At 67.1% G+C, this 24,436-nt stretch carries 19 protein-coding genes; 18 read left to right on the top strand and 1 reads right to left on the bottom strand.

The genetic code is table 11. The features are described 5' to 3' along the window. The first annotated feature begins 103 nt into the window (after positions 1–103). The 18 genes from VB672_RS08060 (at position 104) to VB672_RS07975 (ending at position 22,004) form a co-directional block, all read left to right on the top strand. On the top strand, positions 104–994 hold the full coding sequence (locus tag VB672_RS08060) for a DUF2163 domain-containing protein (protein ID WP_329783658.1): 891 nt from the start codon (positions 104–106) through the stop codon (positions 992–994). A 190-nt stretch (positions 995–1,184) separates the two neighbouring features. Next, positions 1,185–1,613 (top strand): NlpC/P60 family protein, encoded by a 429-nt coding sequence (locus VB672_RS08055; RefSeq protein ID WP_329783657.1) that lies wholly within the window; start codon positions 1,185–1,187, stop codon positions 1,611–1,613. After that, positions 1,613–5,470: a baseplate multidomain protein megatron gene (locus VB672_RS08050; RefSeq protein ID WP_329783656.1), complete on the top strand. Its 3,858-nt coding sequence runs from the start codon at positions 1,613–1,615 to the stop codon at positions 5,468–5,470. The genes VB672_RS08055 and VB672_RS08050 overlap by 1 nt, the downstream gene beginning before the upstream one ends. Positions 5,471–5,656: 186 nt before the next feature. Next, entirely contained in the window at positions 5,657–7,195 is a 1,539-nt protein-coding gene (locus VB672_RS08045) for a DUF2793 domain-containing protein (protein WP_329783655.1), read from the top strand. A 9-nt stretch (positions 7,196–7,204) separates the two neighbouring features. Next, positions 7,205–7,753 (top strand): glycoside hydrolase family 108 protein, encoded by a 549-nt coding sequence (locus tag VB672_RS08040; RefSeq protein ID WP_329783654.1) that lies wholly within the window; start codon positions 7,205–7,207, stop codon positions 7,751–7,753. A gap of 1 nt (position 7,754) precedes the next feature. Further along, on the top strand, positions 7,755–7,964 hold the full coding sequence (locus VB672_RS08035; RefSeq protein WP_329783653.1) for a hypothetical protein: 210 nt from the start codon (positions 7,755–7,757) through the stop codon (positions 7,962–7,964). A 96-nt stretch (positions 7,965–8,060) separates the two neighbouring features. Further along, positions 8,061–8,375, top strand: coding sequence for a PepSY domain-containing protein (locus VB672_RS08030; RefSeq protein ID WP_329783652.1), 315 nt, complete (start codon positions 8,061–8,063; stop codon positions 8,373–8,375). Positions 8,376–8,504: 129 nt separating this feature from the next. Next, a complete protein-coding gene (locus tag VB672_RS08025; protein WP_329783651.1) occupies positions 8,505–9,176 on the top strand; it encodes a response regulator transcription factor in 672 nt (223 codons plus the stop codon). Further along, the gene (locus tag VB672_RS08020; protein ID WP_442931947.1) at positions 9,173–10,570 is read left to right on the top strand and encodes a sensor histidine kinase; all 1,398 of its coding nucleotides are present in this window, start codon (positions 9,173–9,175) and stop codon (positions 10,568–10,570) included. Before VB672_RS08025 ends, VB672_RS08020 begins: the two co-directional genes overlap by 4 nt. A 65-nt stretch (positions 10,571–10,635) precedes the next feature. Continuing rightward, the gene (gene ccmI / locus VB672_RS08015) at positions 10,636–11,727 is read left to right on the top strand and encodes a c-type cytochrome biogenesis protein CcmI (RefSeq protein WP_442931946.1); all 1,092 of its coding nucleotides are present in this window, start codon (positions 10,636–10,638) and stop codon (positions 11,725–11,727) included. After that, the gene (gene ccmE / locus VB672_RS08010) at positions 11,724–12,182 is read left to right on the top strand and encodes a cytochrome c maturation protein CcmE (protein ID WP_329783649.1); all 459 of its coding nucleotides are present in this window, start codon (positions 11,724–11,726) and stop codon (positions 12,180–12,182) included. The genes ccmI and ccmE overlap by 4 nt, the downstream gene beginning before the upstream one ends. A 28-nt stretch (positions 12,183–12,210) precedes the next feature. Then, positions 12,211–14,193 (top strand): heme lyase CcmF/NrfE family subunit, encoded by a 1,983-nt coding sequence (locus tag VB672_RS08005; protein WP_329783648.1) that lies wholly within the window; start codon positions 12,211–12,213, stop codon positions 14,191–14,193. Positions 14,194–14,196: 3 nt separating this feature from the next. Continuing rightward, positions 14,197–14,655, top strand: a complete 459-nt coding sequence (locus tag VB672_RS08000) for a cytochrome c-type biogenesis protein (RefSeq protein ID WP_329783647.1) — start codon at positions 14,197–14,199, stop codon at positions 14,653–14,655. Between the two features lie 149 nt (positions 14,656–14,804). Continuing rightward, a complete protein-coding gene (locus VB672_RS07995) occupies positions 14,805–15,227 on the top strand; it encodes a hypothetical protein (RefSeq protein WP_329783646.1) in 423 nt (140 codons plus the stop codon). A gap of 247 nt (positions 15,228–15,474) precedes the next feature. Beyond that, entirely contained in the window at positions 15,475–16,689 is a 1,215-nt protein-coding gene (locus tag VB672_RS07990; RefSeq protein WP_442931945.1) for a S1C family serine protease, read from the top strand. Between the two features lie 139 nt (positions 16,690–16,828). After that, positions 16,829–17,527: a response regulator transcription factor gene (locus tag VB672_RS07985; protein ID WP_329783645.1), complete on the top strand. Its 699-nt coding sequence runs from the start codon at positions 16,829–16,831 to the stop codon at positions 17,525–17,527. Positions 17,528–17,537: 10 nt separating this feature from the next. After that, the gene (locus VB672_RS07980) at positions 17,538–18,971 is read left to right on the top strand and encodes a HAMP domain-containing sensor histidine kinase (RefSeq protein ID WP_329783644.1); all 1,434 of its coding nucleotides are present in this window, start codon (positions 17,538–17,540) and stop codon (positions 18,969–18,971) included. An 81-nt stretch (positions 18,972–19,052) separates the two neighbouring features. Continuing rightward, positions 19,053–22,004: a bifunctional [glutamine synthetase] adenylyltransferase/[glutamine synthetase]-adenylyl-L-tyrosine phosphorylase gene (locus VB672_RS07975; protein WP_329783643.1), complete on the top strand. Its 2,952-nt coding sequence runs from the start codon at positions 19,053–19,055 to the stop codon at positions 22,002–22,004. 39 nt (positions 22,005–22,043) lie between these two features. Here the strand turns inward: VB672_RS07975 and VB672_RS07970 are convergent, their stop codons facing one another. Then, a complete protein-coding gene (locus VB672_RS07970; protein ID WP_329783642.1) occupies positions 22,044–24,317 on the bottom strand; it encodes a PAS domain-containing sensor histidine kinase in 2,274 nt (757 codons plus the stop codon). Positions 24,318–24,436 lie beyond the last annotated feature (119 nt).

The raw sequence follows: 24,436 nt of genomic DNA, 5'->3' as shown, positions 1-24,436 counted from the left end.
CCGGCCGGGAATGACACCGTCATGACATTCCCGCCGTCACCGGCTTTCTGCCGGCCATGACGGCGCGGTGTGACTGCCATGCCGGCATCCGCGAAAGAAACCCATGCGCATCATCCCGCAAAACCTCGCCGCCCATCTGACGGACGGAGCCACGACCCTGTGCCATTGCTGGACGCTCGTCCGGCGCGACGGCACGACCTTCGGCTTCACCGATCACGACCGCGATCTCGTCGTCGGCGGCATCCTCCATGCCGCGCGAACCGGGCTCGAAGCCGCGGAGGCGACCGCCGAACTCGGCTTCGCCGTCGGTGGCGGCGAGGTGTCCGGCGCGCTCGTCTCCGCCGGGCTCACCGAGGACGACATCGCGTCTGGCCTCTACGACGATGCGAGCGTGGAAACCTGGCTCGTCAACTGGAGCAACGTCGACGAACGGCTGCTCCTCGACGTGGGCTCCATCGGCGAGATCCGTCGCGCCGACGGCGGCTTCGTCGCCGAGGTGAGGGGGCTCATGCACCGCTTCGACGAGGAGCGCGGCCGCCTGTTCCGCGCCACCTGCGCGGCTGATCTCGGCGACGGGCGATGCGGCATCAATCTCGCCTCGTCCGCCTATACCGGGACGGGCACCGTGACGGCGACGGATGGAGCGCTGGCGATCGCGGCTTCCGGCATCGGCTTCTCGGACGGCTGGTGCACGGCGGGAAAGCTCACCTGGACGAGCGGCGACAATGCCGGGCTCTCGGTCGAGATCAAGGTGCACCGCGCGATCGACGGGACGGACGAGTTCGACCTGTGGCAGCGCGCGCCTCATCTCATCAAGATCGGCGACACCTTCCGCGTCACGGCGGGCTGCGACAAGACCCATGCGATCTGCCGGGCGAAGTTCAGGAACGCCGTGAACTTCCGCGGCTTCCCGCACATGCCCGGCAACGACTTCATCATCCGCATGCCGCAGCAGGGCGAGCCGGGGCTGGATGGGGGAAGCTTTTTCAGGTGAGGCGCTGCGGCTGGATGAGACCTTTCCGTCATGGCCGGGCCTGTCCCGGCCATCCCGATCGGAAGAGCGCTGTGCCTCACTTAACCGGGATCACCGGCACAAGGCCGGTGATGACGAGAGGGTGCCATGGGCTGCAGCGCCAACCCGCGCGCCCTTCTTCATCCGTTCAAGGGCCTCTTCGAGCATCATCATGCCCACATCCCATCTCATCCTCGCCGAAGCCCGCTCCTGGATCGGCACGCCCTACCGCCACCAGGCATCGCTCAAGGGGGTCGGCTGCGATTGCCTCGGCCTGCTGCGCGGGGTCTGGCGCGGCGTCATGGGCGCGGAGCCGGAATTGCCGCCGCCATATTCTCCCGATTGGGCCGAGGCCGGAGCCGACACGCTCCTCGCCGCCGCGCGAAAACATCTCGTCGAGATCCCCTGCGATGCGTTTTCCGCCGGCGACGTTCTGCTCTTCCGCTGGCGTGCGGCCATGCCGGCCAAGCACTGCGCGATCGCGGCCTCGCCGGACACCATGATCCACGCCCATGACGGCGCGTCGGTGGCCGAGGTCGCATTCCATCCCTGGTGGCGGCGCCACCTCGCCCATGCCTTTCGCTTTCCGGACAAAGACTGATGGCCACAATCGTTCTACAAACCGTCGGCGCCGCCGTGGGCGGCATGATCGGCGGGCCGATCGGCGCCATGGCGGGCCGCGCGCTCGGCGGGCTTGCGGGGGCTGCCATCGACAACGCGCTGCTCGGCGGCGACAACACCAAGTACGTCGAGGGCCCGCGCCTCAAGGACATCGACGGCCTCACCTCCACGGAGGGTGCGCCGATCCCGCGCGTCTACGGCCGCGCGCGCATCGGCGGGCAGCTCATCTGGGCGACGCGGCTCGAGGAGGTGGTGAACACCGATACCGATCGCGGAGCCCAAGGCGGCAAGGGCATGAGCGGTCCGAAGACCGTCACCACCACCTATTCCTATTTCGCCAATCTCGCGGTCGGCCTGTGCGAGGGGCGCATCGCCTATGTCCGCCGGGTCTGGGCCGATGGACGCGAGCTCGATCTCAGCACCATCACCATGCGCGTGCATGCGGGCAGCGAAACGCAGAGCGCCGATCCACTGATCGTCGCCAAGGAGGGCGCTCAAGTCGCGCCGGCCTATCGGGGGCTCGCCTATGTGGTGTTCGAGCGCCTGCCGCTGGCGGATTTCGGCAACCGCGTGCCGCAATTCTCGTTCGAGGTGGTGCGGCCCGTCGACGGTCTCAACCGCATGATCCGGGCCGTCTGCCTCATCCCCGGGGCGAGCGAGTTCGGCTACGACACGCTGCCCGTGATGCAGGTGCTCGATCTCGGCAAGACCCGGCCGGAGAACCGTCATCAGATGCAGCGCGACACCGACGTGGCCGCATCCCTCGACGCCCTGCAGGCGCTCTGTCCGAACCTCAAGCGCGTGTCGCTCGTGGTGAGCTGGTTCGGCGATGATCTGCGCGCCGGATCCTGCCTTGTCGAGCCGCGCGTGGACGTGAAGACCAAGACCACCGACGGCGCCACCTGGTCGGTTGCGGGCCTCACGCGCGACGATGCGAAGGCGGTGTCCGTCGTCGACGGGTCGCCCGCCTATGGCGGCACACCGTCCGACGCGTCCGTGAAGCGCCTGATCAGGAACCTGAAGGCGCGTGGGCTCGAGGTGGTGCTCTATCCCTTCGTGATGATGGACGTGCCCAAGGGCAACGATTTGCCGGATCCTTACGGCGGCACGGGCCAGCCGTCCTATCCCTGGCGCGGACGCATCACCTGCCATCCGGCGCCGGGCCGCAGCGGTTCTCCCGACGGCACGACTGCTGCCGCCACGCAGGTCGAGACCTGGTTCACGCGCGCGGCCGGGTTCAACCGCATGGTCCTCCACTATGCCAATTTGGCCGAGGAGGCCGGCGGCGTTCACGGATTCATCCTGGGGAGCGAACTCGTCGGCCTCACCCGCGTGCGCTCCTCGTCCGGCGTTTATCCCGCCGTCACGAGGCTGAAGGCGCTCGCGGATCAAGTGCGGGACATCCTGCGCGCGTCGACGACGATCGTCTATGCCGCCGACTGGACGGAATACGGCGCCCATGTTCTCGATGGCGGCAGCGAGGTGCGCTTTCCCCTCGATCCGCTCTTCGCCAGCGATGCCATCGATGCGGTCGGCATCGATTACTACCCGCCGATCTCCGATTGGCGCGACGGCCCGAACCATGCGGATCTGTCCGCTGCCCGCAGCGTCTACGACGTGGATTATCTGCGCGCGCGGCTGGGGAGCGGCGAGGCATTCGACTGGTACTACGCGAGCGCCGCCGAGCGCGCCGCACAGGCGCGACGGCCCATTACCGATGGCGCCTACAACAAGCCGTGGATCTTCCGCGCCAAGGATCTCGTCTCCTGGTGGTCGAACGGGCACATGGAGCGCGTGAACGGCGCCGAGATCGGACCCACGGCCTGGCAGCCGCAATCGAAGCCGATCTGGCTCACCGAGATCGGCGTTCCCGCCGTGGACAAGGGGCCGAACGGCCCGAACGTGTTCCCCGATCCCAAATCCTCGGAATCGGCCTATCCGCCGTTCTCCCGCGGCGTGCGAGACGATCTCGTCCAGGCGCGCACGCTGGAGGCCATTCTCTCGCGGTTCGATCCGGCCCAGCGGGGCTTTGCCCCGGAGTACAATCCCGTGTCGTCGTCCTATGGCGGATGCATGGTGGATCCGGACAACGTCTTCGTCTGGGCCTGGGATGCAAGGCCCTTTCCGGCCTTTCCCGATTTCGACAAAGTGTGGTCCGACGGACCCAACTGGGAGACCGGCCACTGGGTTACCGGTCGGATCGAGGGCGCGACGCTCGATCGCCTGATTGCGCGCATCCTGCGGGATTACGGCTTTGCCGATCCCGGTGCGATTCCCGTCGACGGCTTCGTGGACGGTTACGTGATCGACCGGCCCATGTCCGTGCGGGGCGCGCTCGAGCCGCTGCTGCGCCTCTTCGGCATCGATGCCGTCGCGCGCGGCGCCACCATCGCGTGGCAGGGGCGCGGCGGCCGGGCCGTCGTGCGTCTGACGAAGGACGACCTCGTGCTCGGCGACAAGGAGCCGTCCCTCAAGCTCACCCGCGCCCAGGAAACCGAACTGCCGCAACAGGTGGAGATCGGTTTCACGGAAGGCGACACGGATTACCGCCGGGCCTCCGTGGCCTCGCGGCGCCTGTCCGGTTCGAGCCGCCGCGAGGCGAGGGCGGACAGCGCCGTCGTCACCCGTCGCGCCGAGGCGCAGCGGCTGGCGGACACCTGGCTGCAGGACCTGTGGGCCGGGCGCGAAAGTGCCGAGTTCGAGATCTCGCCGCGACGCATGGACCTGGAGCCGGGCGACGTGGTCGCGGTTCCGACCGACGCGGGCGAAAGGCTCCATCGCATCACGCGCATCGCCCACGGAGCGACGCGCAAGATCGGCACGCGAGCGGTGGAGCCCGCTATCTTCGAACGGCCGGGCTCGTCTATGGCGAGACCGGTCAAGCGGCCGCCGCCGGTGCCCGGCAAACCTCTTGTCGTGGTGCTCGATCTGCCCGCGGCCCTGGGCGATCCCACGCCGCTTCAATTCATCGCCGTCGCGGCGGATCCTTGGCCTGGTGCGGTGACGATCTGGCGTTCGGGCAACGCTGCCAGCTTCGCGCCCGTTCGCGTCGTCGACCTGCCGGCCGTGATCGGACGCACGAAATCGGCGCTCGCACCGGGTCCGCTCTGGCGCTGGGATCCGCGCGCCGTGCTCGACGTGGAGATTTCCTCCGGCGCCTTGAGCGCCATCGACGACGAAGCTGCTCTTGCCGGCCGGAATCTGTTCGCCCTGCAGGGCCCGAACGGCCGGTGGGAGATCATGTCCGCCGCGCGCGCCGAGATGATCGGGGAGCGCACCTACCGCCTCTCGCGTTTCCTGCGCGGCCTTGCCGGTTCGGAGGCCGAGGCCGGCCGCACGGTGCCGGCGGGAGCGCTCATCGTCAAACTCGACGAGGCCGTCGCGCCTCTCGCGACCAACCTGCAGGATCTCGGCCAGACCTGGCGCTACAGGATCGGCCCCTCGGGCCGGGACCATGCGGATCCGGCGGTTGCGGAGGTCCTCGCGACGGTCGGTTCGGATGCGCTCAAGCCGATGAGCCCGGTGCATGTCGCGGCCCGCCGCGACGCGGGCGGCATCCGCCTCACTTGGCTACGCCGCACGCGCCGCAACGGCGACGGCTGGGAACCCGTCGACGTTCCTCTCGCCGAGGATGCGGAGCGCTACGAGATCGACATTCTCAAGAACGACGCGGTCGTGAGAACGCTCGCGAGCACGCAGCCGTCCGCCCTCTACGGCGACGCGGAGGAGATGGCCGATTTCGGCGGACCGCAATCCACCCTCGGTCTGCGCATCGTGCAGACGAGCGCCGTGGTCGGCCGGGGCTTCGGGCGGCACGCGACGGTTGTTGTACGCTGATCGAACGCGCGATCTTGGAAGTGACTCATCGCGAGTGACACCCTCCTCGTCATGGCCGGGCTTGTCCCGGCCATCCCGATCCTGTGAAGCGCAGCGCTTTTCATGATCGAGATCACCGGCACAAGGCCGGTGATGACGTGTGAGGGTGCCACTTATTTTCATTGCCTTGTCGGAGCCAATCCTTCGATGTCGTCCACACCTCATCTCGCCCTGCCGCTCCTCGCGGCAGCGCAGGCGCAGAAGCACGTCACCCACAACGAGGCTCTCGCCTCCCTCGATGCGCTCGTGCAGCTCGCGGTCAAGGAACGCAACCGCTCCGCTGCGCCGGCCGCGCCCGCGGAAGGCGACCGTTTCCTCGTCGGAGCCGGCGCCACGGGCGCCTTCGCCGGTCAGGAGGGTTGCATCGCCCTGTTCGACCTCGGCGCTTGGCGCTTCTTCGCGCCCCGCCCCGGATGGCGGGCCTATGTGGAGGCGGAAGACCTGCTTGTGCTGTTCGACGGTGCCGAATGGAAGCCCTTCGGGGCGGTTCCGGACGCGCTCGACAATCTGAAGCGGCTCGGGCTCGGCACGACGGCCGACGATCTGAACCGCCTCTCGGCGCGGCTCAACGCGGCGCTGTTTGCAGCTCTCTCCGCGGAGGAGGGCGGTACGGGCGATCTGCGTTTCGTGCTCAACAAGGGCACGGAATCCGCCGTCTTGTCGCAGCTCTATCAGAGCGGATTTAGCGGACGTGCGGAAACGGGCCTGATCGGCAGCGACGATTTCGGCATCCGCGTCTCGGCCGACGGCAGTCAATGGCGCGACGCGCTGCTGGTTGACCGCCATACGGGCGTTGCGTCTTTTCCGTCGGGGCTCGCCAACGTGGCGAAGCCGAACCTCCTGATCAATGGCGGCTTTCTCGTGAACCAGCGCAGGTTCGCCGGCGGGGCTCTGGGGGCCGGCATCTTCGGTTTCGACCGCTGGAAGGGCGGGCCGGGCGGCTGCACGCTCAGCCTCGCGGCGGACGGCACGATCACGCTGTCCGGCGCACTCGAGCAGGTGATCGACGTGGGCCAGGCCGCCTCCGAGATCGGTGCGGCGAGTTTCGCCGGCGCGACCCTGACCCTCTCGGTCGAGGATCCTTCAGCGCCCTTGCCCGTCCTCATCGGATCGAAAGCCGCCACGATCCCGGCCGGTTCCGGCCGTCGCTCGGCCGGCGTGACCCTCGACGGATCCGAGACGGGCCACATCGCGGTGCGGCTCCAGCCGTCCACCCCGTGTTCCTTCAAGCGCGTGAAGCTGGAGGTCGGCGCCCATGCGACGCCCTGGACGAGCACACCTGTCGAGATCGAGGAGTTGCGCTGCCGCCGCTACTACCAGCGCCTTGCCGCGAGCGGTGGAACGCCCGCGATCCTCGGGGCCCTCGGGCAGCGCGTGGCGACCAACAGCATCGATTTCCCCTGCACCCTGCCGGTGCCGATGAGAGCCGATCCGGTGCTGACGACCAGCGGGTTCGGCTGGTGGAGCGGGGCTCCGACCGGAAATCAGGTCGGCTTCTACAACAACACCGGCTCGGCCTGGGTGTCGCTGTCAGGATCGCTGACGGCGGCGACGCTGGCGGCGCCCGGTCCGTCGGGCATCGTTCTCCGGCTTCAGGCGAGCATCACCTTCAGCGGCGCGTCCGGCGGTGTCGGTCATCTCTATCTGGGCAATCAGGCCTTCATCGCCCTGCAGGCGGAGCTGTAAGGATCGCACATGACCGTTTCTCCATCGCGCTTCGACCATGCCGTCGAACAGGTGCTGACACACGAGGGCGGCTTCGTCCGGGATCCCCGCGATCCGGGCGGGGCGACCAAGTTCGGCATCACCCGCGAAACCCTCTCCCGGGCGAAAGGGCGCCCGGCATCCGTCAGCGATGTCCGCCGCCTCGGCCGGAAGGAGGCAATCGCCCTCTACCGGCGGCTCTTCTGGGCGGTCGTGCGCGCCGACGAGCTGCCGCCGGGGCTCGACCTCGCGGTCTTCGATCTGGCGGTCCATTCCGGTCCAGCACGGGCGGTCAGGGCCCTGCAGGCGGCTCTCGGCGTCGCGGCGGACGGGGTCGTCGGGCCCGCCACCCTGGATGCCGCCCGCAAGGCCGACGTGGCGCGGATCATCCGCCGCCTGACGAACGCCCGTCTCGGCTTTCTCGGCCGCCTCGCCGCCTGGCCGGTCTTCGGCCGGGGCTGGCGCCGGCGCGTCCTCGCCGTCGAGCAGGAGGCCCTCCGGCTCGCATCCCCTCCATCCTCGTCTTCAAGGAGTGTTTGACATGTTCGATACCAAGACCATCCTGGCCAGCCGGACCGTCTGGGCCAACCTGATCGGGCTTGCAGCCCTCGTTCTCGGCCTGTTCGGCTTCGACGGCTCGGCTCTGGCCACGGGCGCGTTCGAGGAGGCCCTCGTTCAGCTCGTCGCGGCGGCGAGCTTCGTCGCCTCGACGATTTTCCGGATCCTGGCCACGAAACAGATTCTGAATTAGAAGCATTTTCAGAGAGATGGGGCCGGTTGTCAGGCACGAAGACCGGCCTCGACTGCATTCAGAATTCGTTCAGTGCGGCAAAGGCATGGTTTTCTCATGCGTCTGGTTTGGGTCGTCATAGCGGTGTGGGGGATGATGGGTGCGGCGTTCGCGCAAAGCGCGGCGGCCACCCTGAAAAACTGCCTCCCTCCGCGCGAGATGCAGGAAGCCGTGGCGGCGAAAGGCGTCGTGGCGCCGGCCTCCGCCGTGATGACGGCGCGGCGTCAGGTGCCCGGGGCCGACGTGGTCCGGGCCAGCCTCTGCCGCAACAGCGACGATCTTGTCTATGTGATCTCGGTCCTGCAAAAGGATGGTCGCATCGTGCAAGTGATGATCGACGGCTCCTCCGGGCGCGTGAAATCGGTCCACTAGCGCATCGTGCGGAAAAGTGGACCCGGTTTTCCGCTCCGAACGATGCGCCACTTTTGGGATTCAGCATCGGATCAATCCCAAAAGTGCAACTCCACTTTTGGGTCCGATGCTCTGGAGGAAGCTCGAACCGTGCGCCTACTCGTTGTCGAGGACGACAGAACCCTCAATAAGCAGATCGTGACCGCCCTTGAACATGCGGGCTACGCGGTCGATGCCGCCATGGACGGCGAGGAAGGGCAGTTCCTCGGCGAGACCGAACCCTACGACGCCATCATCCTCGACCTCGGACTTCCGAAGGTAGATGGCGTTTCCGTCCTGACCGCCTGGCGCCGCGAGGGGCGCAAGACCCCGGTCATCATCCTGACCGCGCGCGACCGGTGGAGCGACAAGGTCCAGGGCTTCGATGCCGGTGCCGACGATTACGTGACGAAGCCCTTCCACATGGAAGAGCTTCTCGCCCGCGTCCGCGCGCTGCTGCGGCGCTCCGCCGGCCATGCCACGAGCGAGATCGCCTGCGGGCCCGTGAAGCTCGACACCCGCTCGGGTCGCGTGGCCGTGGACGGCCACCCGGTGAAGCTCACCTCCCATGAGTACCGGCTCCTGTCCTACCTCATGCACCATACCGGCCGCATCGTCTCGCGCGGTGAGCTGACCGAGCATCTCTACGATCAGGACTTCGACCGGGATTCGAACACCATCGAGGTCTTCATCGGGCGCTTGCGCAAGAAGCTCGGCGTCGACATCATCCAGACTGTTCGGGGCTTGGGTTACCTCCTCGACGCGAGCCAGACCAAGACGTGACCGGCCTGTCACCGCTCGTCAAACGTTTCGCCGGCCGCCCCATCGCGGTCCGCCTTGCGGTGTCGTCCGTCTTCTGGAGCTTCGTGATCCTGCTGATCGCGGGGCTCATCCTCTCGACCCTCTACCGCGACAACACGGAGCGCGCCTTCGACCAGCGCCTCCTCGTCTACGCCAACACGCTCGCCTCCAATCTCGTCGGACCGGGCGATCCGGACCGGGACCTCGGCCCCATCGGCGACCCGCGCTTCGAGCTGCCCCTGTCCGGCTGGTACTGGCAGGTGGCCCGGCCCAATGCGGCTCTGGGCGAGATCCGCTCGTCGAAATCTCTGTTCGGCGGACAATTGCCCAACCTCGCCTCCGGGGACGACCGCTTCGGCCAGATCCGGCGCGGCTACGGCAAGGCGCCCGACGATCGCTCCCTGCGCATCATCGAACGCGACATCGATCTCGGCGAGGACGGACGTTACATCATCCGCGTTGCGGGCCCCGCCGACGAGATCGATGCGGCCGTGCGGGATTTCATCTTCGCGCTCACCGTCACCTTCGCGCTTCTCGGGATCGGACTGGGATTCACCACGCTGCTGCAGATCCGCTTCGGCCTGCGGCCGCTCGCCAACCTGCGCAGCGCGCTCGGGGCGATCCGGCGCGGCGAGGCGGAGCGGATCGCCGGCGAATATCCCCGGGACATCTCGCCGCTCGCCAGCGAGCTGAACCTCCTCCTCGACACCAACCGCGAGATCCTGGAGCGCGCCCGCACGCAGGTCGGCAATCTCGCCCACGCGCTCAAGACGCCGCTCAGCATCATCATGAACGAGGCCGAGAACGCGCCCGAGGATGTCGCCGCCAAGGTCCGCGAGCAGGCGACGACCATGCGCGACCAGGTGAATTACTATCTCGACCGGGCCCGGGCTGCGGCGCTTGCGGGCACGCTCGGAACGCTCACCGAAGCCGAGCCCGTCATTGCAGGCCTCGCCCGCACCTTCGCCAAGATCTATCGCGACAAGGACCTGGAGGTGGAACTGGCCATCCCGCCGGACCTGCGCTTCCGCGGCGAGAAGCAGGACCTGGAGGAGATGGCCGGCAACCTCATCGACAACGCGGCCAAATGGGCCGCGCACAAGGTCGAAGTGTCGGTCGAGATCGTGCGCGAGGACGACCGGCCCCGCTTCCGCCTGCTCATCGACGATGACGGGCCGGGCCTGCCGGAGGCCGCCCGGGAGGAGGTGCTCAAGCGCGGTCGCCGCCTCGACGAGACCAAGCCCGGCTCCGGGCTGGGGCTTTCCATCGTCAGCGATCTCGCGGCGCTCTATCGCGGCTCCCTGAGGCTCGATGCCTCGCCCATGGGGGGCCTGCGGGCCGTCCTCGAACTCCCCGGGGATAGGAGCGCGCCTTAAGGACATTTACGCGTGACACCGTGCCACCGTCGTGCTTCAGGAGGACACGCAGTAAATAGGACTTTATGGTGATCTGGATCATTCTCCTGGCGATGACGGCGGCGGCCGTGATGGCGGTGCTTTGGCCGCTGTCGCGCCACTATGCCGTGACCAGGCAGGCGGATCCTGACACCCGGTTCTACCGGGAGCAGATCGCCGAGATCGAGCGGGACCAGGCACGCGGCGTGCTGATGCCGAGCGAAGCCGAGGCCGCCAAGGCGGAGGCCGGGCGGCGTCTGCTGCGGGCGACGGGCCTGCACGGCGAGGCTTACGCGGCCGTCGGAGAGCCGGCGCTGCGCCGCCGCCGGGCCGCCTCGACTCTCGCCCTGTCGATCATCCCGATTCTGGCGCTCGCCACCTATGAAATCTACGGCTCGCCGCAGGCCCTGACCCAAGCGCCGGCCGCGCAGATCGCACAGCAGGCCGGGAACGTCGATTTCATGACGGCGGTGGCCCAGATCGAGAGCCATCTGGCGAAGAACCCCCAGGACGGCCGCGGCTGGGAGGTCATCGCCCCGGTCTATATCCGCATGGGGCGCATGGACGATGCCGTGAGAGCCTATCAGGCCGCGGTGCGCTATCAGCCCCCGGACGCCGATCGTTTCGCGAATCTCGGCGAGGTCATGGTCATGGCCAAGGACGGGCTCGTCTCGGCCGAGGCCCAGGCTGCCTTCGAACAGGCCGTCAAGCTCGACGCCTCATCGCCGAAGGCCCGCTTCTATCTCGCCCGCGCGGCCGTGCAGGACGGGCAGGTCGACAAGGCCAAGGCGGCCTATGCGCAGCTTCTGGCTTCGTCGCCTCCCGATGCGCCCTGGGTCGAAGCCGTGAAGCAGGAACTCGCCGCCCTCGACGTGCCGGCAGGCCAAGGGGGCGAGAACCGGATCGGCCCCGAGGCGATCGCCGGCATGGTGGCGGGCCTCGCCAGCCGCCTGGAGGCTCAGGGAGGCACGGCGGAAGAATGGGCGCGACTGATGCGCTCCTATGCGGTTCTGGGCCAGCGTGATAAAGCCATGGCTGCAGCGCGGCGCGCCCGGGAGGCTCTGGCGCAGGACAGCGCCGCCTTGAAGACCATCGACACGATGGCGCAGGAACTGAAACTGACCGACGCTCAGCCATGACGAGAAAACAACGCCGCTTGACCCTGATCGGTGTCGCAGGATGCGTCCTGGCGATCGCCCTCGGTCTCGTGCTCTATGCCATGAACGACACGATCGTGTTCTTCAACTCGCCGGCCGACATCCAGGCGAAGAACGTGCCGCCCGGCACGCGCATCCGTCTCGGCGGTCTCGTCAAGGAAGGCACTGTCCAGCGCGGTTCCGATCAGCAGATCACCTTCGAGGTCATGGACGCGCAGGCTGCGATCCAGGTGAGCTACAAGGGCCTGCTGCCCGACCTGTTCCGCGAAGGGCAGGGGGTGGTGGCCGAAGGCGTGCTCGTCAGCCCGAGCATGTTCAGAGCCGATTCCGTTCTCGCCAAGCACGACGAGAACTACATGCCCCGCGAGGTGGCCGACACCTTGAAGAAGCAGGGCCACTGGCAGGGTGAGGCCAACGCCGCGCCCAAGACCCAGTGATGTGACGCAGTAGCAAGGGAGATCCCTCGTGTTGGTCGAGGCCGGACATTTCGCACTCGCGCTGGCGCTTGGGTTGTCCCTGATCCAGTTCATCGTTCCGCTCTGGGGCGCGCGCGCCAACGATCCCGTGCTGATGGCCGTGGCGCCGACGAGCGCGCTCGCGGTGCTCGCCTGCATCGCGTTCTCGTTCCTTGCACTGACCGCCGCTTACGTGAACTCGGACTTCTCGGTGCTCAACGTCGTGCAGAACTCCCATTCGGCAAAGCCGCTGATCTACAAGATCTCCGGCGTGTGGGGGAACCACGAAGGCTCCATGCTGCTCTGGGTGCTGATTCTCGCCCTGTTCGGAGGCGTGGTGGCGCTTGCGCGGAACACCATCCCGATGCGGCTGCAGGCCAACACGCTTGCGGTCCAGGCCCTGATCACCATCGCGTTCCTGCTCTTCATCCTCACCACGTCGAACCCCTTCAGCCGCGTGATTCCGGCAGCCCCGGAGGGGCAGGATCTCAATCCGCTGCTGCAGGATCCCGGCCTCGCGATCCATCCGCCGCTTCTCTACATCGGTTATGTGGGCTTCTCGATCTCCTTCGCCTTTGCCTGTGCGGCCCTCATCGACGGGCGCATCGATGCGGTCTGGGCCAGGATCGTGCGCCCCTGGACGCTCGGCGCCTGGGCGTTCCTGACGCTCGGCATCGCCATGGGTTCATACTGGGCCTATTACGAGCTCGGCTGGGGCGGCTGGTGGTTCTGGGATCCGGTGGAGAACGCCTCGCTCATGCCGTGGCTTGCGGGCACGGCGCTCGTGCATTCCACCGTCGTGATGGAAAAGCGAGACGCACTCAAAGTCTGGACGATCCTGCTCGCCGTCCTGACCTTCTCCCTGTCGCTGCTCGGCACCTTCCTGGTCCGCTCCGGCGTGCTCACCTCGGTGCATTCCTTCGCGGTCGATCCGGAGCGCGGCACCTTCATTCTCGGGATCCTGATCCTGTTCATCGGAGGATCGCTGGCGCTCTTCGCCTGGCGCGCTCCGATGCTCAAGCAGGGCGGCCTGTTCGCGCCCGTTTCCCGCGAAGGCGCGCTCGTTCTGAACAACCTCTTCCTCGCCACCGCCTGCGCCACCGTGTTCATCGGCACGCTCTATCCGCTCGCGCTCGAGGTGCTGACGGGCGAGAAGATCTCCGTCGGAGCGCCGTTCTTCAACTTCACCTTCCTGCCGCTGATCGTCCCGCTGCTGCTGCTTGTGCCGCTCGGCCAGACGCTTGCGTGGAAGCGCGGCAACCTCCTCGGCACGGCCCAGCGCCTCTATGCCATCTTCGGCATCTCGCTCCTCGCCACCGTCGCCATGTTGGCGTTCCGATACGGCGGGCCGGTGGCCGCGCCTCTCGGCATCGGGCTCGGCGTGTATCTGGTTCTCGGCTCCCTCAACGAGATCGTCACCCGCTCCTGGACCAAGGGCACGCCGCTCTCCGCAGCCTGGCGGAAAGCGCGCGGCCTGCCGCGCTCGGCCTGGGGCACGGCCATCGCCCATGCGGGCGTGGGCCTCACCGTGATCGGCATCGCGGCGACCGCCTGGGGCGTCGAGACCATCGGCAGCCTGAGGATCGGCGAGCGTCTCAAGGCGGGCGATTACGAGGTGCGGCTCGAGCGCGTCATCCCGCGCATCGAGGCCAATTACCGGGAGGATGTCGCCGTCCTGACGGTCTTCGACGACGGGCGCGAAATCGGCACGCTCGAGACCATGAAGCGGCTCTACGTGACCCGCGGCATGCCGACGACGGAAGCGGGCATCCTGACGACGGGCCTCGGCCAAGTCTATGCCAGCATCGGTGAGGTGCAGGCGGACGGGTCCATCGGCATGCGGCTCTATCACAAGCCGCTGGTCCTCCTGATCTGGATCGGCTCCCTCGTGATGGCGGCAGGCGGCGCCCTGTCGCTCACCGACCGCCGGCTGCGCATCGGCGCGCCGGCCCGTGCGAAGGCAGCACCACCCGCTGCCGTCCCGGCGGAGTAGGCTATGCGCTTCGTTCTCGCTCTCGTGGCGGCTCTCGTGCTCGGCGGTCCGGCATCGGCCGTGCAGCCGGACGAGGTGCTGAAGGATCCTGCCCTGGAGAAGCGCGCGCGCGAGATCTCGGCAGGCCTGCGCTGCCTCGTGTGCCAGAACCAGTCCATCGACGATTCCGACGCGCAGCTCGCCAAGGATCTGCGTCTCCTGGTGCGTGAGCGGCTCGTGGCCGGCGATACGAACCGGGAGGTGGAATCCTTCCTCGTGCAGCGTTACGGCGAGTTCGTGCTGCTGAAACCCACCTTCGGCACACATACCTTGCTGCTATGGCTCACGCCCGCTCTCGTTCTCGTCCTCGGTGGCATCGGCGCATACATGGCGATGAGACGTCGTCCACGGCCCGCCGTGGCGCTCGATGCGGAGGAGCAGAAGGCGCTCGAGGAACTGCTCAAGCGCGATCAGAACGCTTGAATGCCCGCAGCAGGAGCGCGATGGAACTCGTCCCGTTAAGCAGTTTCGATCCTTTCTGTTGATCCTGCCATTGTGTCGCGGTGCCAAGCTTACGACCGGCTGATATCGGGCTCTCACATCTCCCGATATTTCCCGCGAAAGGTAAGGTCGTGAAGCTTGCGGCCCATGGATTGTGTCTGATCCTTCTTGCACTCCCTTCCGCGGTTCGAGCGAGCGAGGATCTCGTCGCCAAGCGCGAGACCTGTCGCCTGGAGGCCAGGAGCCGCATCGCACCGAAGAGAAAGATCGAGGTTGAGGATTACCGCCGCATTGTGGAGCGGCGCGCGGCCTACGTGACGCAGTGCATCAGCCGCACGGTCGTGGCCCGCAGCAGCGCTCCGCTTCCACCGAAAAGGGTGCTCGACGACGCGATGGACGATGGGCCGCGCGTCGTGGCGTCGACCCGGGGGAAGCCGCGCCGCATTGAGGGGCATGCGAACCGATATAAGCCGAAGACGGCTTGGGTTAGGGCCGGCAAGGTGACGAAGCTCAGAGGCAAGAAGATCAGAGCCTCGTCGCGCAGGAGCAAGTGAGGTTCCTGAGAAATCCGGCCGGACATTCACTTTCTTCGTCATCACCGGCCTTGTGCCGGTGATCCCGATCAATTGAAGCGCCGAGTCTCTCCGATCGGGATGGCCGGCACGAGGCCGGCCATGACGCGAAAAGGCTTTCCCCGAAACCTTACCAAGATTTCATCTCGGGGTGAGGGTACCGTAACGCGCCAGCCCCCATCTTGCTCTCATGACGAACCAACGAGCGTTCTTCGAGGAGAGACAAGACATGTTGGACAAGGTTTCCACTCCTGCCCGCAAGCGCACCGCCAAATGGCTCGGCGCAGCGGCCGTGGCCGCGATCATCGCGGGCGGCGCCGTCGAGAGCGGTCTGGTTGCTCCCAGCCCTGCCCATGCCGAACTGCGCTCCATGGCCCAGCCGGTGCAGGGCGCCCCGTCCTTCGCGGACGTCATCGACCGGGTGAAGCCCGCCGTCGTGGCCGTGAAGGTCAAGGTGCAGAACGTCGCCGACCGGGACGACGACAACGACGGCCAGCAGTTCTCGACGCCCGATCTGCCCCCGGGCCATCCGATGGAGCGCTTCTTCCGCCAGTTCCGTGACCAGATGCCCGGTGAGCGCGGCGACCGCGGACCGCGCCGCGAGCGTCCCCGCCAGTTCGGCCAGTCGCTGGGCTCGGGCTTCTTCATCTCGGCCGACGGCTATGTGGTGACCAACAACCACGTGGTCGACAACGCCTCCGAGGTGCAGATCACCATGGACGACGGCAAGACCCTCGATGCCAAGGTCATCGGCACCGATCCGAAGACGGACCTCGCCCTGCTGAAGGTCGAGGGCAACGACTTTCCCTATGTCCGCCTGGCCGGCCAGAAGGCCCGGATCGGCGACTGGGTCGTCGCCATCGGCAACCCGTTCGGCCTCGGCGGCACGGTGACGGCCGGCATCGTGTCGGCCCAGCACCGCGACATCGGCGCCGGTCCCTACGACGACTTCATCCAGATCGACGCCTCGGTGAACAAGGGCAACTCGGGTGGCCCGACCTTCAACCTCTCCGGCGAGGTCGTGGGCGTGAACACGGCGATCTTCTCGCCGTCGGGCGGCAATGTGGGTATTGCGTTTGCCATCCCGGCGAGCACCGTCGAGACCGTCGTAGCCTCCCTGAAGGACAAGGGCTCCGTGACCCGCGGCTTCATCGGCGTGCAGATGCAGCCGGTGACCAAGGAAATCGCCGAGGCCATCGGCCTGAAGGAGCCCAAGGGTGCCCTCGTGGCCGAGGCCATCAAGGACGGCCCTGCGGCCAAGGCCGGCGTCCGGACAGGCGACACGATCATCGCCGTCGACGGGCAGCCGATCAACGAGGCCAAGGATCTGTCGCGCAAGGTGGCCAATGTCGCGCCGGGCAAGAGCGTCTCGCTCACCCTGTGGCGCGAGGGCAAGGAGCGCACCGTGACCCTCGAGGTCGCGAGCCAGCCCAAGGGCGTCTGATCCACATCAAGAGTAAGGGACACCGGGCTTTATAGTTGATTGCCCCCGATGCCTGGTGTCTTCTGCCCACGGCAGGCTGGCCTCTTCCCCTCCAAGGCCGGCCTGCCGTCGGGCATCTCATCGCGTTGCAAGTAGGCCTATGCGGATTCTCATCATCGAGGACGACAAAGAGGCGGCCTCCTACCTGGTCAAGGCGTTTCGCGAAGCGGGACACGTGGCGGACCACGCGTCCGACGGGCTCGACGGCTATGCCATGGCCGAGGAGGGGGATTACGACGTGCTCGTGGTCGACCGCATGCTGCCCAAGCTCGACGGCCTGTCGCTGATCCGTTCCCTGCGCGAGCAGCGGGTCGAGACGCCGGTTCTCATCCTCTCCGCCCTGGGCCAGGTCGACGACCGCGTGAAGGGCCTGCGGGCCGGCGGCGACGATTATCTGCCCAAACCCTACGCCTTCTCCGAGTTGCTCGCCCGCGTCGAGGTGCTCTCGCGCCGCCGCAGCTCAGCACCGAATGCGGAGCCCACGGTCTATCGCATTGCAGATCTCGAACTCGATCGCCTGTCCCATCGGGTGACGCGCTCCGGCCAGGAGATCATGCTGCAGCCGCGGGAGTTCCGTCTGCTCGAATACCTGATGAAGAACGCCAATCAGGTGGTCACCCGCACCATGCTGCTCGAGCATGTGTGGGACTACCACTTCGACCCCCAGACCAACGTGATCGACGTTCACGTCTCGCGGCTTCGCGCCAAGATCGACAAGGGCTTCGACAAGCCCCTGATCCACACCATCCGCGGAGCCGGCTACATGGTGCGCGTCGGCCAGGAGGGCGACGAGGAATGAGCGTGCAGCGATGAACGCCTCCATGAGCGCCCTCGGCAAGCTCGTCCGGACGACGGCGTTCAAGCTGTCCTTCGCGTATCTCCTCATCTTCACCATCTTCGCCTTCGTGGGCTTGGGCTATGTGGCCTGGAACGCCCAGCGGCTGCTCACCGACCAGTTCGTGTCGACCATCGAGAGCGAAATCAACAGCCTGTCGGACCAGTACCGGTTCGGCGGCCTGCGCCGGCTCGTGAACATCGTCGAGCGTCGCTCGCGCGCGCCGGGCGCCATGCTCTATCTCGTCACCACGGAGGCGGGGGAGCGGGTCGCCGGCAACGTGGGCGCCCTGCCGACGGGCGTGATCGGCCGCACGGGCCAGTTCGAAACCCTCTACAACCGCACCGACGAGACCGAGGCGCGGCCCGACATGGCCATCGTGCGCGTCTATCTCCTGCCCGGCGGGTTCCGGCTCCTCGTCGGGCGCGACATCGAGGAGCGTCGGCGCCTCCAGGAGGTCATATACCGCGCCTTCGGCTATTCGCTGCTCTTCATCGTCGTGCTCGGCTGCGTCGGCGGCTGGTTCATCACGCGGCGCGTCCTGAAGCGCGTCGACGACATGACCGAGATCACGCGCCATATCATGACGGGCGACCTGGGCGGGCGGCTGAAGATCGCCGGGACCGGCGACGAGCTCGATCGCCTGGCGCAGAACCTCAACGACATGCTTGACCGCATCGGCGAGCTGATGCGCGGCATGCAGGAGGTCTCGGACAACATCGCCCACGACCTGAAGACGCCCCTCACGCGCCTGCGCAACAAGGCCGACGAGGCCCTGCGCACCGCGAGCACCCCCGACGAGCTGAAATCCGCTCTCGAGGCCACCATCGAAGAAAGCGACAACCTCATCCGCATCTTCAACGCGCTGCTCATGATCGCGCGTCTGGAAGCCGGCAACGCCCGCGAGGGGCTGGCGGATTTCGATGCCGCCGAAGCGGTGCGCGACGTGGCGGAGCTCTACGACGCGCTTGCCGACGAGGCCGGCGTGTCGCTCGAGGTCTCCGTGGAGGACGACCTGCCGATCCATGGCAGCCGCGAGCTTTTGGGGCAGGCCATGGCGAACCTCCTCGACAACGCCCTGAAATACGGCTCCTCGGCCGCTGCAGCGGCCGCGACGATCAGCGTGTCGGCCCATCGCCGCGACGGCGAGGTGCGGATCGTGGTGGCCGATCGCGGCCCCGGCATCCCGGAATCCGAGCGTGGTCGCGTGCTGGAGCGGTTCGTCCGCCTCGAGACCGCCCGTTCGCGCCCCGGCTTCGGCCTAGGCCTCAGCCTGGCCGCGGCCGTGGCCCGGCTCCATGGCGGAACCCTGCTCCTGGAGGACAACCAGCCCGGATTGCGGGTGATCCTGGCCCTGCCCTTGAAAGCGGTCGAACTGCCCCAGCCTCCGCTGCAATCGGCGGCGTGAAACTACGGCCGAATTTTCCGGTTGCCTCCGGCCCACCGGCGTGAACACTCAAGGCGCCCGCAGACACCCGATGGATTGGCCGTGCCGGATCACACGAATTCACTTCTCGACCGCCTGACGAAAGCCCCGCTGGTTGCGGATACGAAACGCGCGAAGGCGCAGCTGACGGACTTCGTCAGGCGTGTCCGTGAGGAGCCCGGAGCCGACGCGCTCTCGGGTGCTCTCGACAGCGGCTTGTTCCGCGATCTTCTGCTGGCGCTCGCCGATCACTCCCCGTTCCTCTGGCAGCTCGTCGTCAGTGATCCGGCCCGGATGGCAAGACTCGCCTCGGAGCCTCCGGAAGAAGCTCATCGCGCCATCATCCAGAGCCAGTCCGGTCTGTTTCGCGAGCTGCGTTCCGGCGCTTTGACGCGCAACGATGCCGTGCGCGCGTTCCGGCGGAACCGCAACGCCCATGCGCTTCTCGTGGCCCTTGCCGATATCGGCGGGATCTGGACCACGGAGGAGGTCATCCAGGCTCTTTCCGACTTCGCGGATGCCTCCGTGGCCGGGGGCGTGAACCTGGTTCTGACGGAGGCGGCCGACCTCGGTCGCGTCCAGCTCAAGAACCCCGATTCCCCTGGAGAAGGCTCCGGCTTCACCGTGCTGGCGCTCGGCAAGCACGGGGCGGGCGAGCTCAATTATTCGAGCGACATCGACCTCGTCATCTTCTTCGATCCGGAAACGAGCGCCTTGAAGGACGCATCCGAGGCGGCGACGGTCTATACGCGCATCGCCCAGCAGCTCGCCAAGCTCCTGCAGGAGCGCACCGCCGACGGTTACGTGCACCGCGTCGACTATCGTCTGCGCCCCGATCCGGGCTCGACGCCGACCGCCATGTCGCTGTCATCCGCTTACGTCTACTATGAGACCGTCGGGCAGAACTGGGAGCGCGCCGCCTTCATCAAGGCGAGGCCCGTGGCGGGCGACCTGACGCTCGGCGAGACCTTCCTGAAGGAGCTTCGCCCCTTCATCTGGCGCAAGTATTTCGATTTCGCGTCCATTGCCGACGTGCACGCCATGAAGCGGCAGATCCATGCGGTACGGGGCCATGACGAGATTGCGGTCGCAGGCCACGACATCAAGCTCGGACGCGGCGGCATCCGCGAGATCGAGTTCTTCGTGCAGACGCAGCAGCTCGTGTTCGGCGGGCGCCGGCCGGCCCTGCGCGGGCGGCGGACCCTCGACATGCTCAAGACCCTCCACGACGAGGGCTGGATCACCGCCAAGGCGCGCGACGAACTCTCCGACGCCTATCGCTTCCTGCGCACCATCGAGCACCGGCTGCAGATGGTGGCGGACGAGCAGACCCAGCGCCTGCCGTCCGACGAGGAGCAGCTCAAGCGCTTTGCCAAGTTCTGCGGCTATCCCAACCTGAAGGCCTTCTCCAAAGCCCTCACCGATCAGGCGAAGATCGTGCAGAGCCACTACGCGCTGCTCTTCGAGGAGGGGCCCGAGCTCGCCTCCGATGCGGGCAGCCTCGTCTTCACCGGCACGGGCGACGATCCGGAGACCCTCGCCACGCTCCAGCGCCTCGGCTTTCGCGAGCCCGAGCGCGTGGCCGAAACGGTCCGCGGCTGGCATTTCGGGCGTCGCCCCGCGATCCAGAGCGCCCGCGCCCGCGAGGTCCTCACGGAACTCACGCCGGCGCTTCTCTCCGCCCTCGGCGGCACCGCCGAGCCCGATGGCGCGCTTGCTGCCCTCGACCGCGCCTTCGGCCGCATGCCGGCCGCCGTCGAACTGCTCACCATCCTGCAATCGCATGATCGCCTGCGGCTTCTCTTCGCCGACCTTCTCGGCACGGCGCCTCGTCTCGCTGATACGGTGGCGCAATCGCCCCATGTGCTCGATGCGCTCATCGATCCTGCTTTCGGCACGCCCGTCATCGACGACGAGTCCGTCGAAGGCCAGGTCAGGCAGCTGATCGGCCCGCCGCGCGATTTCGAGGACTTCCTGGACCGCGTGCGCGATGCGGCGCGCCAGATGCGCTTCGTCACCGGCGCCCGGCTTCTCTCCGGTGTGCTTTCCCCCGCACAGACCGGCGAGGCCTACGCGGCCATCGCGCGGGCTGTCATCCGGGCGTCCTTCGATGAGGTACGCCACGCTTTCGAGGCCGAGCACGGCACCGTGCCGGGCTCGCGCATCGCGGTCCTCGGCCTCGGGCGATTGGGCAGCCGCGAGCTGACGGCCGGCTCCGATCTGGATCTCGTGGTGATCTACGACTTCGACGAGAACAGCCGGGAGAGCACGGGCGCACGCAGCCTCGATGCTGTCGTCTATTACACGCGGCTCACGCAGCGCCTGGTCTCCGCGCTCTCCGTGCCAACGCGGCGCGGTCTGCTCTACGAGGTCGACCTGCGCCTGCGTCCGCAGGGCGGCAAAGGTCCCGTCGCTTCGCAGTTCAAGGGCTTCGTGACCTATCAGGCTACCGAAGCCGATCTCTGGGAGCATATGGCGCTCACCCGTGCCCGCGTCCTGGCCGGCGATGACGGGTTTGGGGCTGAGGTGTCGAAATCCCTCAAGAACATCCTCACGGTCGAGCGCGATCCGAAAACAGTGTTCAAGGACGTCAGGACCATGCGCGAGCTGATCGCGCAGGAGAAGGGCGAGGGCGACCCCTGGGACCTGAAGCTGGCCCGAGGCGGCCTCACCGATCTCGACTTCATCGCCCAAGGGCTGGTGCTTGCCCATGCGCATATGCATCCGTCACTGGTCGGACTCGCGACCGAGGAAATCTTCGCGACGGCACACAGCGAGGGCCTGCTGGACAAGGAAGTTGGACGCAGTCTCATTGAGGCGCACAAGCTCTTCAACGACATCTTTCAATGGCAGAGGCTGACGATCGAAGGGCGCTTCGATGCGGAGGCGGTGCCCAAACCCATCCTGAAGCGACTGGCCACGGTGGCAGGATTGCCGAATGCGACGGTGCTGCTGTCGCACCTCGCCGACATGTATCGGCGGGTGCGGGAGATCTACGATGACGTGTTGAAATGAGGCTGTCGCCTTGTCGCCGATCGCGGAGGCAGCCGTTGCTTAAGCGGCAGCGTCCGCGAGGGCGATATCCGCGTTGGTGGCCTCGGTCAGCGGCAGGTGGACCAGCACGATGGTACCGACGCCTTCCTGGCTCCTGATCCGCAGGCTGCCGCCGTGGAGTTCCGCTAGGGAGCGGGCGATGGCGAGGCCGAGACCCGAGCCCTTGTAGCTCTTGGAGAACTCGGTCTCGACCTGCTCGAAGGGCTGGCCGAGCTTGTGCAGGGCGTGATCGGGAATGCCGATGCCGTTGTCTTCCACGTAGATATTGACCGCATTGCCCGCCTGACGGGTGCGCACCGTGATGCAGCCGCCGTCGCTGGTGAACTTCGTGGCGTTCTGGAGCAGGTTGACGAGGATCTGGTGCAGCGCGCGCTCGTCCGCCGGCACGATGATGTCCTCGGGGTTCACGTCGACCGTGACGGCAAGGTTCTTGGCCTTGGTCTGCTCGCCCACGAGCTTGAGGGCACGCTGGATCGAGGCATGGACCTCGATCGGCTGCTTGGTGAGCGTCGTCCGGCCGGCCTCGATGCGCGACATGTCGAGGATGTCGTTGATCACCGACAGGAGGTATTCGCCGCTCGAGCGGATGTCGGAGCAGTATTCCTCGTACTTGTCGGAACCGAGCGAGCCGAAGATGCCGCTCTGCATCACTTCCGCAAAGCCGATGATGGCGTTGAGCGGCGTGCGCAGCTCGTGGCTCATGTTGGCCAGGAATTCCGATTTCGCCCGGTTGGCGCTCTCCGCCTGCGCCTTCTGGTCGAGATAGCGTTCGGCGAGGTCCGCGAGCTGATGCGTCTGCGCCTCGAGCTTCTGGCGCGACTGCTTCAGATCGAGAACGGTGGCGATGAGCTCCTTCTCGGACTCGACGAGACGGTGCTCGTGACGCTTGAGCGCGGTGATGTCCGTGCCGACCGACACGTAGCCGCCGTCCTTGGTGCGCCGCTCGTTGATCTGCAGCCAGCGACCGTCCTGCAGGCGCGCCTCGAAGGTGCGCGCGCCCACATCCTGCTGCTCGCGGCGCAGGAACTGGTGCTGCACCTCGGGCGGACGGCCGAGCGCCATCACCTCGGCATAGGACTTGCCCTGGAGATTGGCGTCGGCCGGCAGCTCGTGCAGCTTCTGGAACTTCGAATTGCAGAGCACGAGGTTGTTGTTGGCATCCCACAGCACGAAGGCTTCGGAGATCGCCTCGATGGCGTCGTGCAGACGGGCGTCGGCCTTGGCGGTCTTTTCTTCCAGCCCGCGCTGCTCGGTCACGTCGACCGCGATGCCGACGAGATGGCTGGCCGCGTCGTCCGGATCGTTCATCAGCTCGGCGCGGGCGCGCAGCCACACCCAGTCGCCCGAGATGCTGCGGATGCGGAACTCGTAATCGACCAGCGAGGTGCTGGCGGAGGCGAGCTGCTCGGCGAGCGTGAAGAGGTCCTGATCCTCGGGATGGATCATGGCGTTCACTTCCCCGAAGGAGAGGAACTCGTCCTGGCGCTCGTAGCCCAGGAGCTCGTACATGGAGTCGGACCAGTAGATGCGGCCGCGGCCGATATCCCAGTCCCACAATCCGCAACGCCCGCGGTTGAGCGCCGAGTCGATCCTGTCGCGCACCTTCTCGCAGACCTCGTCCGCCGCACGGGCGCGGTTCGCCTGCATCACATAGGCCACGCCGATGCCGAGCAGAACCATGATCGTGGCGCCGAGCAGCGAGACGTGGCCGATGGTGCGCGTCCACCAGCCGGACAGAATGTGCGGCATCGGCTGCACGAGCGCGATCTGGCCGGAGGAGGCGTGCAGCGCGCGCACCGTCGCCATGCCCTCGGTCCCGCCGGGAAGCTTGATCGTCATGACGCCGGCGCGATCCGCAAACAGCATCAGGGGCTGCGCTTCGCCCAGGATATCCGTCAGCTTGACCGGAGCTTCTTCCATCGGCGGATAGACCGCCAGGATCGCGCCGGCCTGATCGACGAGCATGAGCGACCGGTTCTGCGTCAGGGCGCTCGGCGGCATGTCCTTCGCCAGGCGCTCGAGCTGAGCGACCGCCTGCGCGCGGTCGGCGGGCGCACGGGCGGTGCCGAGCTTCGCGGCGGAGAGCGAGGCGATGATATCGATGTCGTTGATGGCGTCGAAAAGCGTGTCCTTGCGGCCGTCGCGGATCTGGATCCAGGCGCTGCCTGCAAGCGTGACGAGAAACAGGATCAGAAGGGCGGGGACTGCCAGCCTCAGCAGAGGCTCATATTGCTCGAGCCGCCGATATGCCGGGTTCGCGTCTGATCGCGTCACCCCTAGAATCGTACCCGCGCGTGCGGGTACGCATGCGGTCACCGCCCCCGCCATGCGATGCTTCCTCCGGAACCGTTTACGTCCTGTTTCGGAGGACGTGCCGCATCTCTCCGAATCAC

Source organism: Microvirga sp. CF3016 (genome assembly GCF_036314085.1).
Lineage (GTDB): Bacteria > Pseudomonadota > Alphaproteobacteria > Rhizobiales > Beijerinckiaceae > Microvirga.
This window is presented reverse-complemented; position numbering and strand designations above follow the sequence as displayed.

Coding starts and splice junctions, on each gene's coding strand:
- VB672_RS08060 (WP_329783658.1), top strand. CDS start 104: ATGCGCATCATCCCGCAAAACCTCGCCGCCCATCTGACGGACGGAGCC.
- VB672_RS08055 (WP_329783657.1), top strand. CDS start 1,185: ATGCCCACATCCCATCTCATCCTCGCCGAAGCCCGCTCCTGGATCGGC.
- VB672_RS08050 (WP_329783656.1), top strand. CDS start 1,613: ATGGCCACAATCGTTCTACAAACCGTCGGCGCCGCCGTGGGCGGCATG.
- VB672_RS08045 (WP_329783655.1), top strand. CDS start 5,657: ATGTCGTCCACACCTCATCTCGCCCTGCCGCTCCTCGCGGCAGCGCAG.
- VB672_RS08040 (WP_329783654.1), top strand. CDS start 7,205: ATGACCGTTTCTCCATCGCGCTTCGACCATGCCGTCGAACAGGTGCTG.
- VB672_RS08035 (WP_329783653.1), top strand. CDS start 7,755: ATGTTCGATACCAAGACCATCCTGGCCAGCCGGACCGTCTGGGCCAAC.
- VB672_RS08030 (WP_329783652.1), top strand. CDS start 8,061: ATGCGTCTGGTTTGGGTCGTCATAGCGGTGTGGGGGATGATGGGTGCG.
- ccmI (WP_442931946.1), top strand. CDS start 10,636: ATGGTGATCTGGATCATTCTCCTGGCGATGACGGCGGCGGCCGTGATG.
- ccmE (WP_329783649.1), top strand. CDS start 11,724: ATGACGAGAAAACAACGCCGCTTGACCCTGATCGGTGTCGCAGGATGC.
- VB672_RS08000 (WP_329783647.1), top strand. CDS start 14,197: ATGCGCTTCGTTCTCGCTCTCGTGGCGGCTCTCGTGCTCGGCGGTCCG.
- VB672_RS07990 (WP_442931945.1), top strand. CDS start 15,475: ATGTTGGACAAGGTTTCCACTCCTGCCCGCAAGCGCACCGCCAAATGG.
- VB672_RS07985 (WP_329783645.1), top strand. CDS start 16,829: ATGCGGATTCTCATCATCGAGGACGACAAAGAGGCGGCCTCCTACCTG.
- VB672_RS07980 (WP_329783644.1), top strand. CDS start 17,538: ATGAACGCCTCCATGAGCGCCCTCGGCAAGCTCGTCCGGACGACGGCG.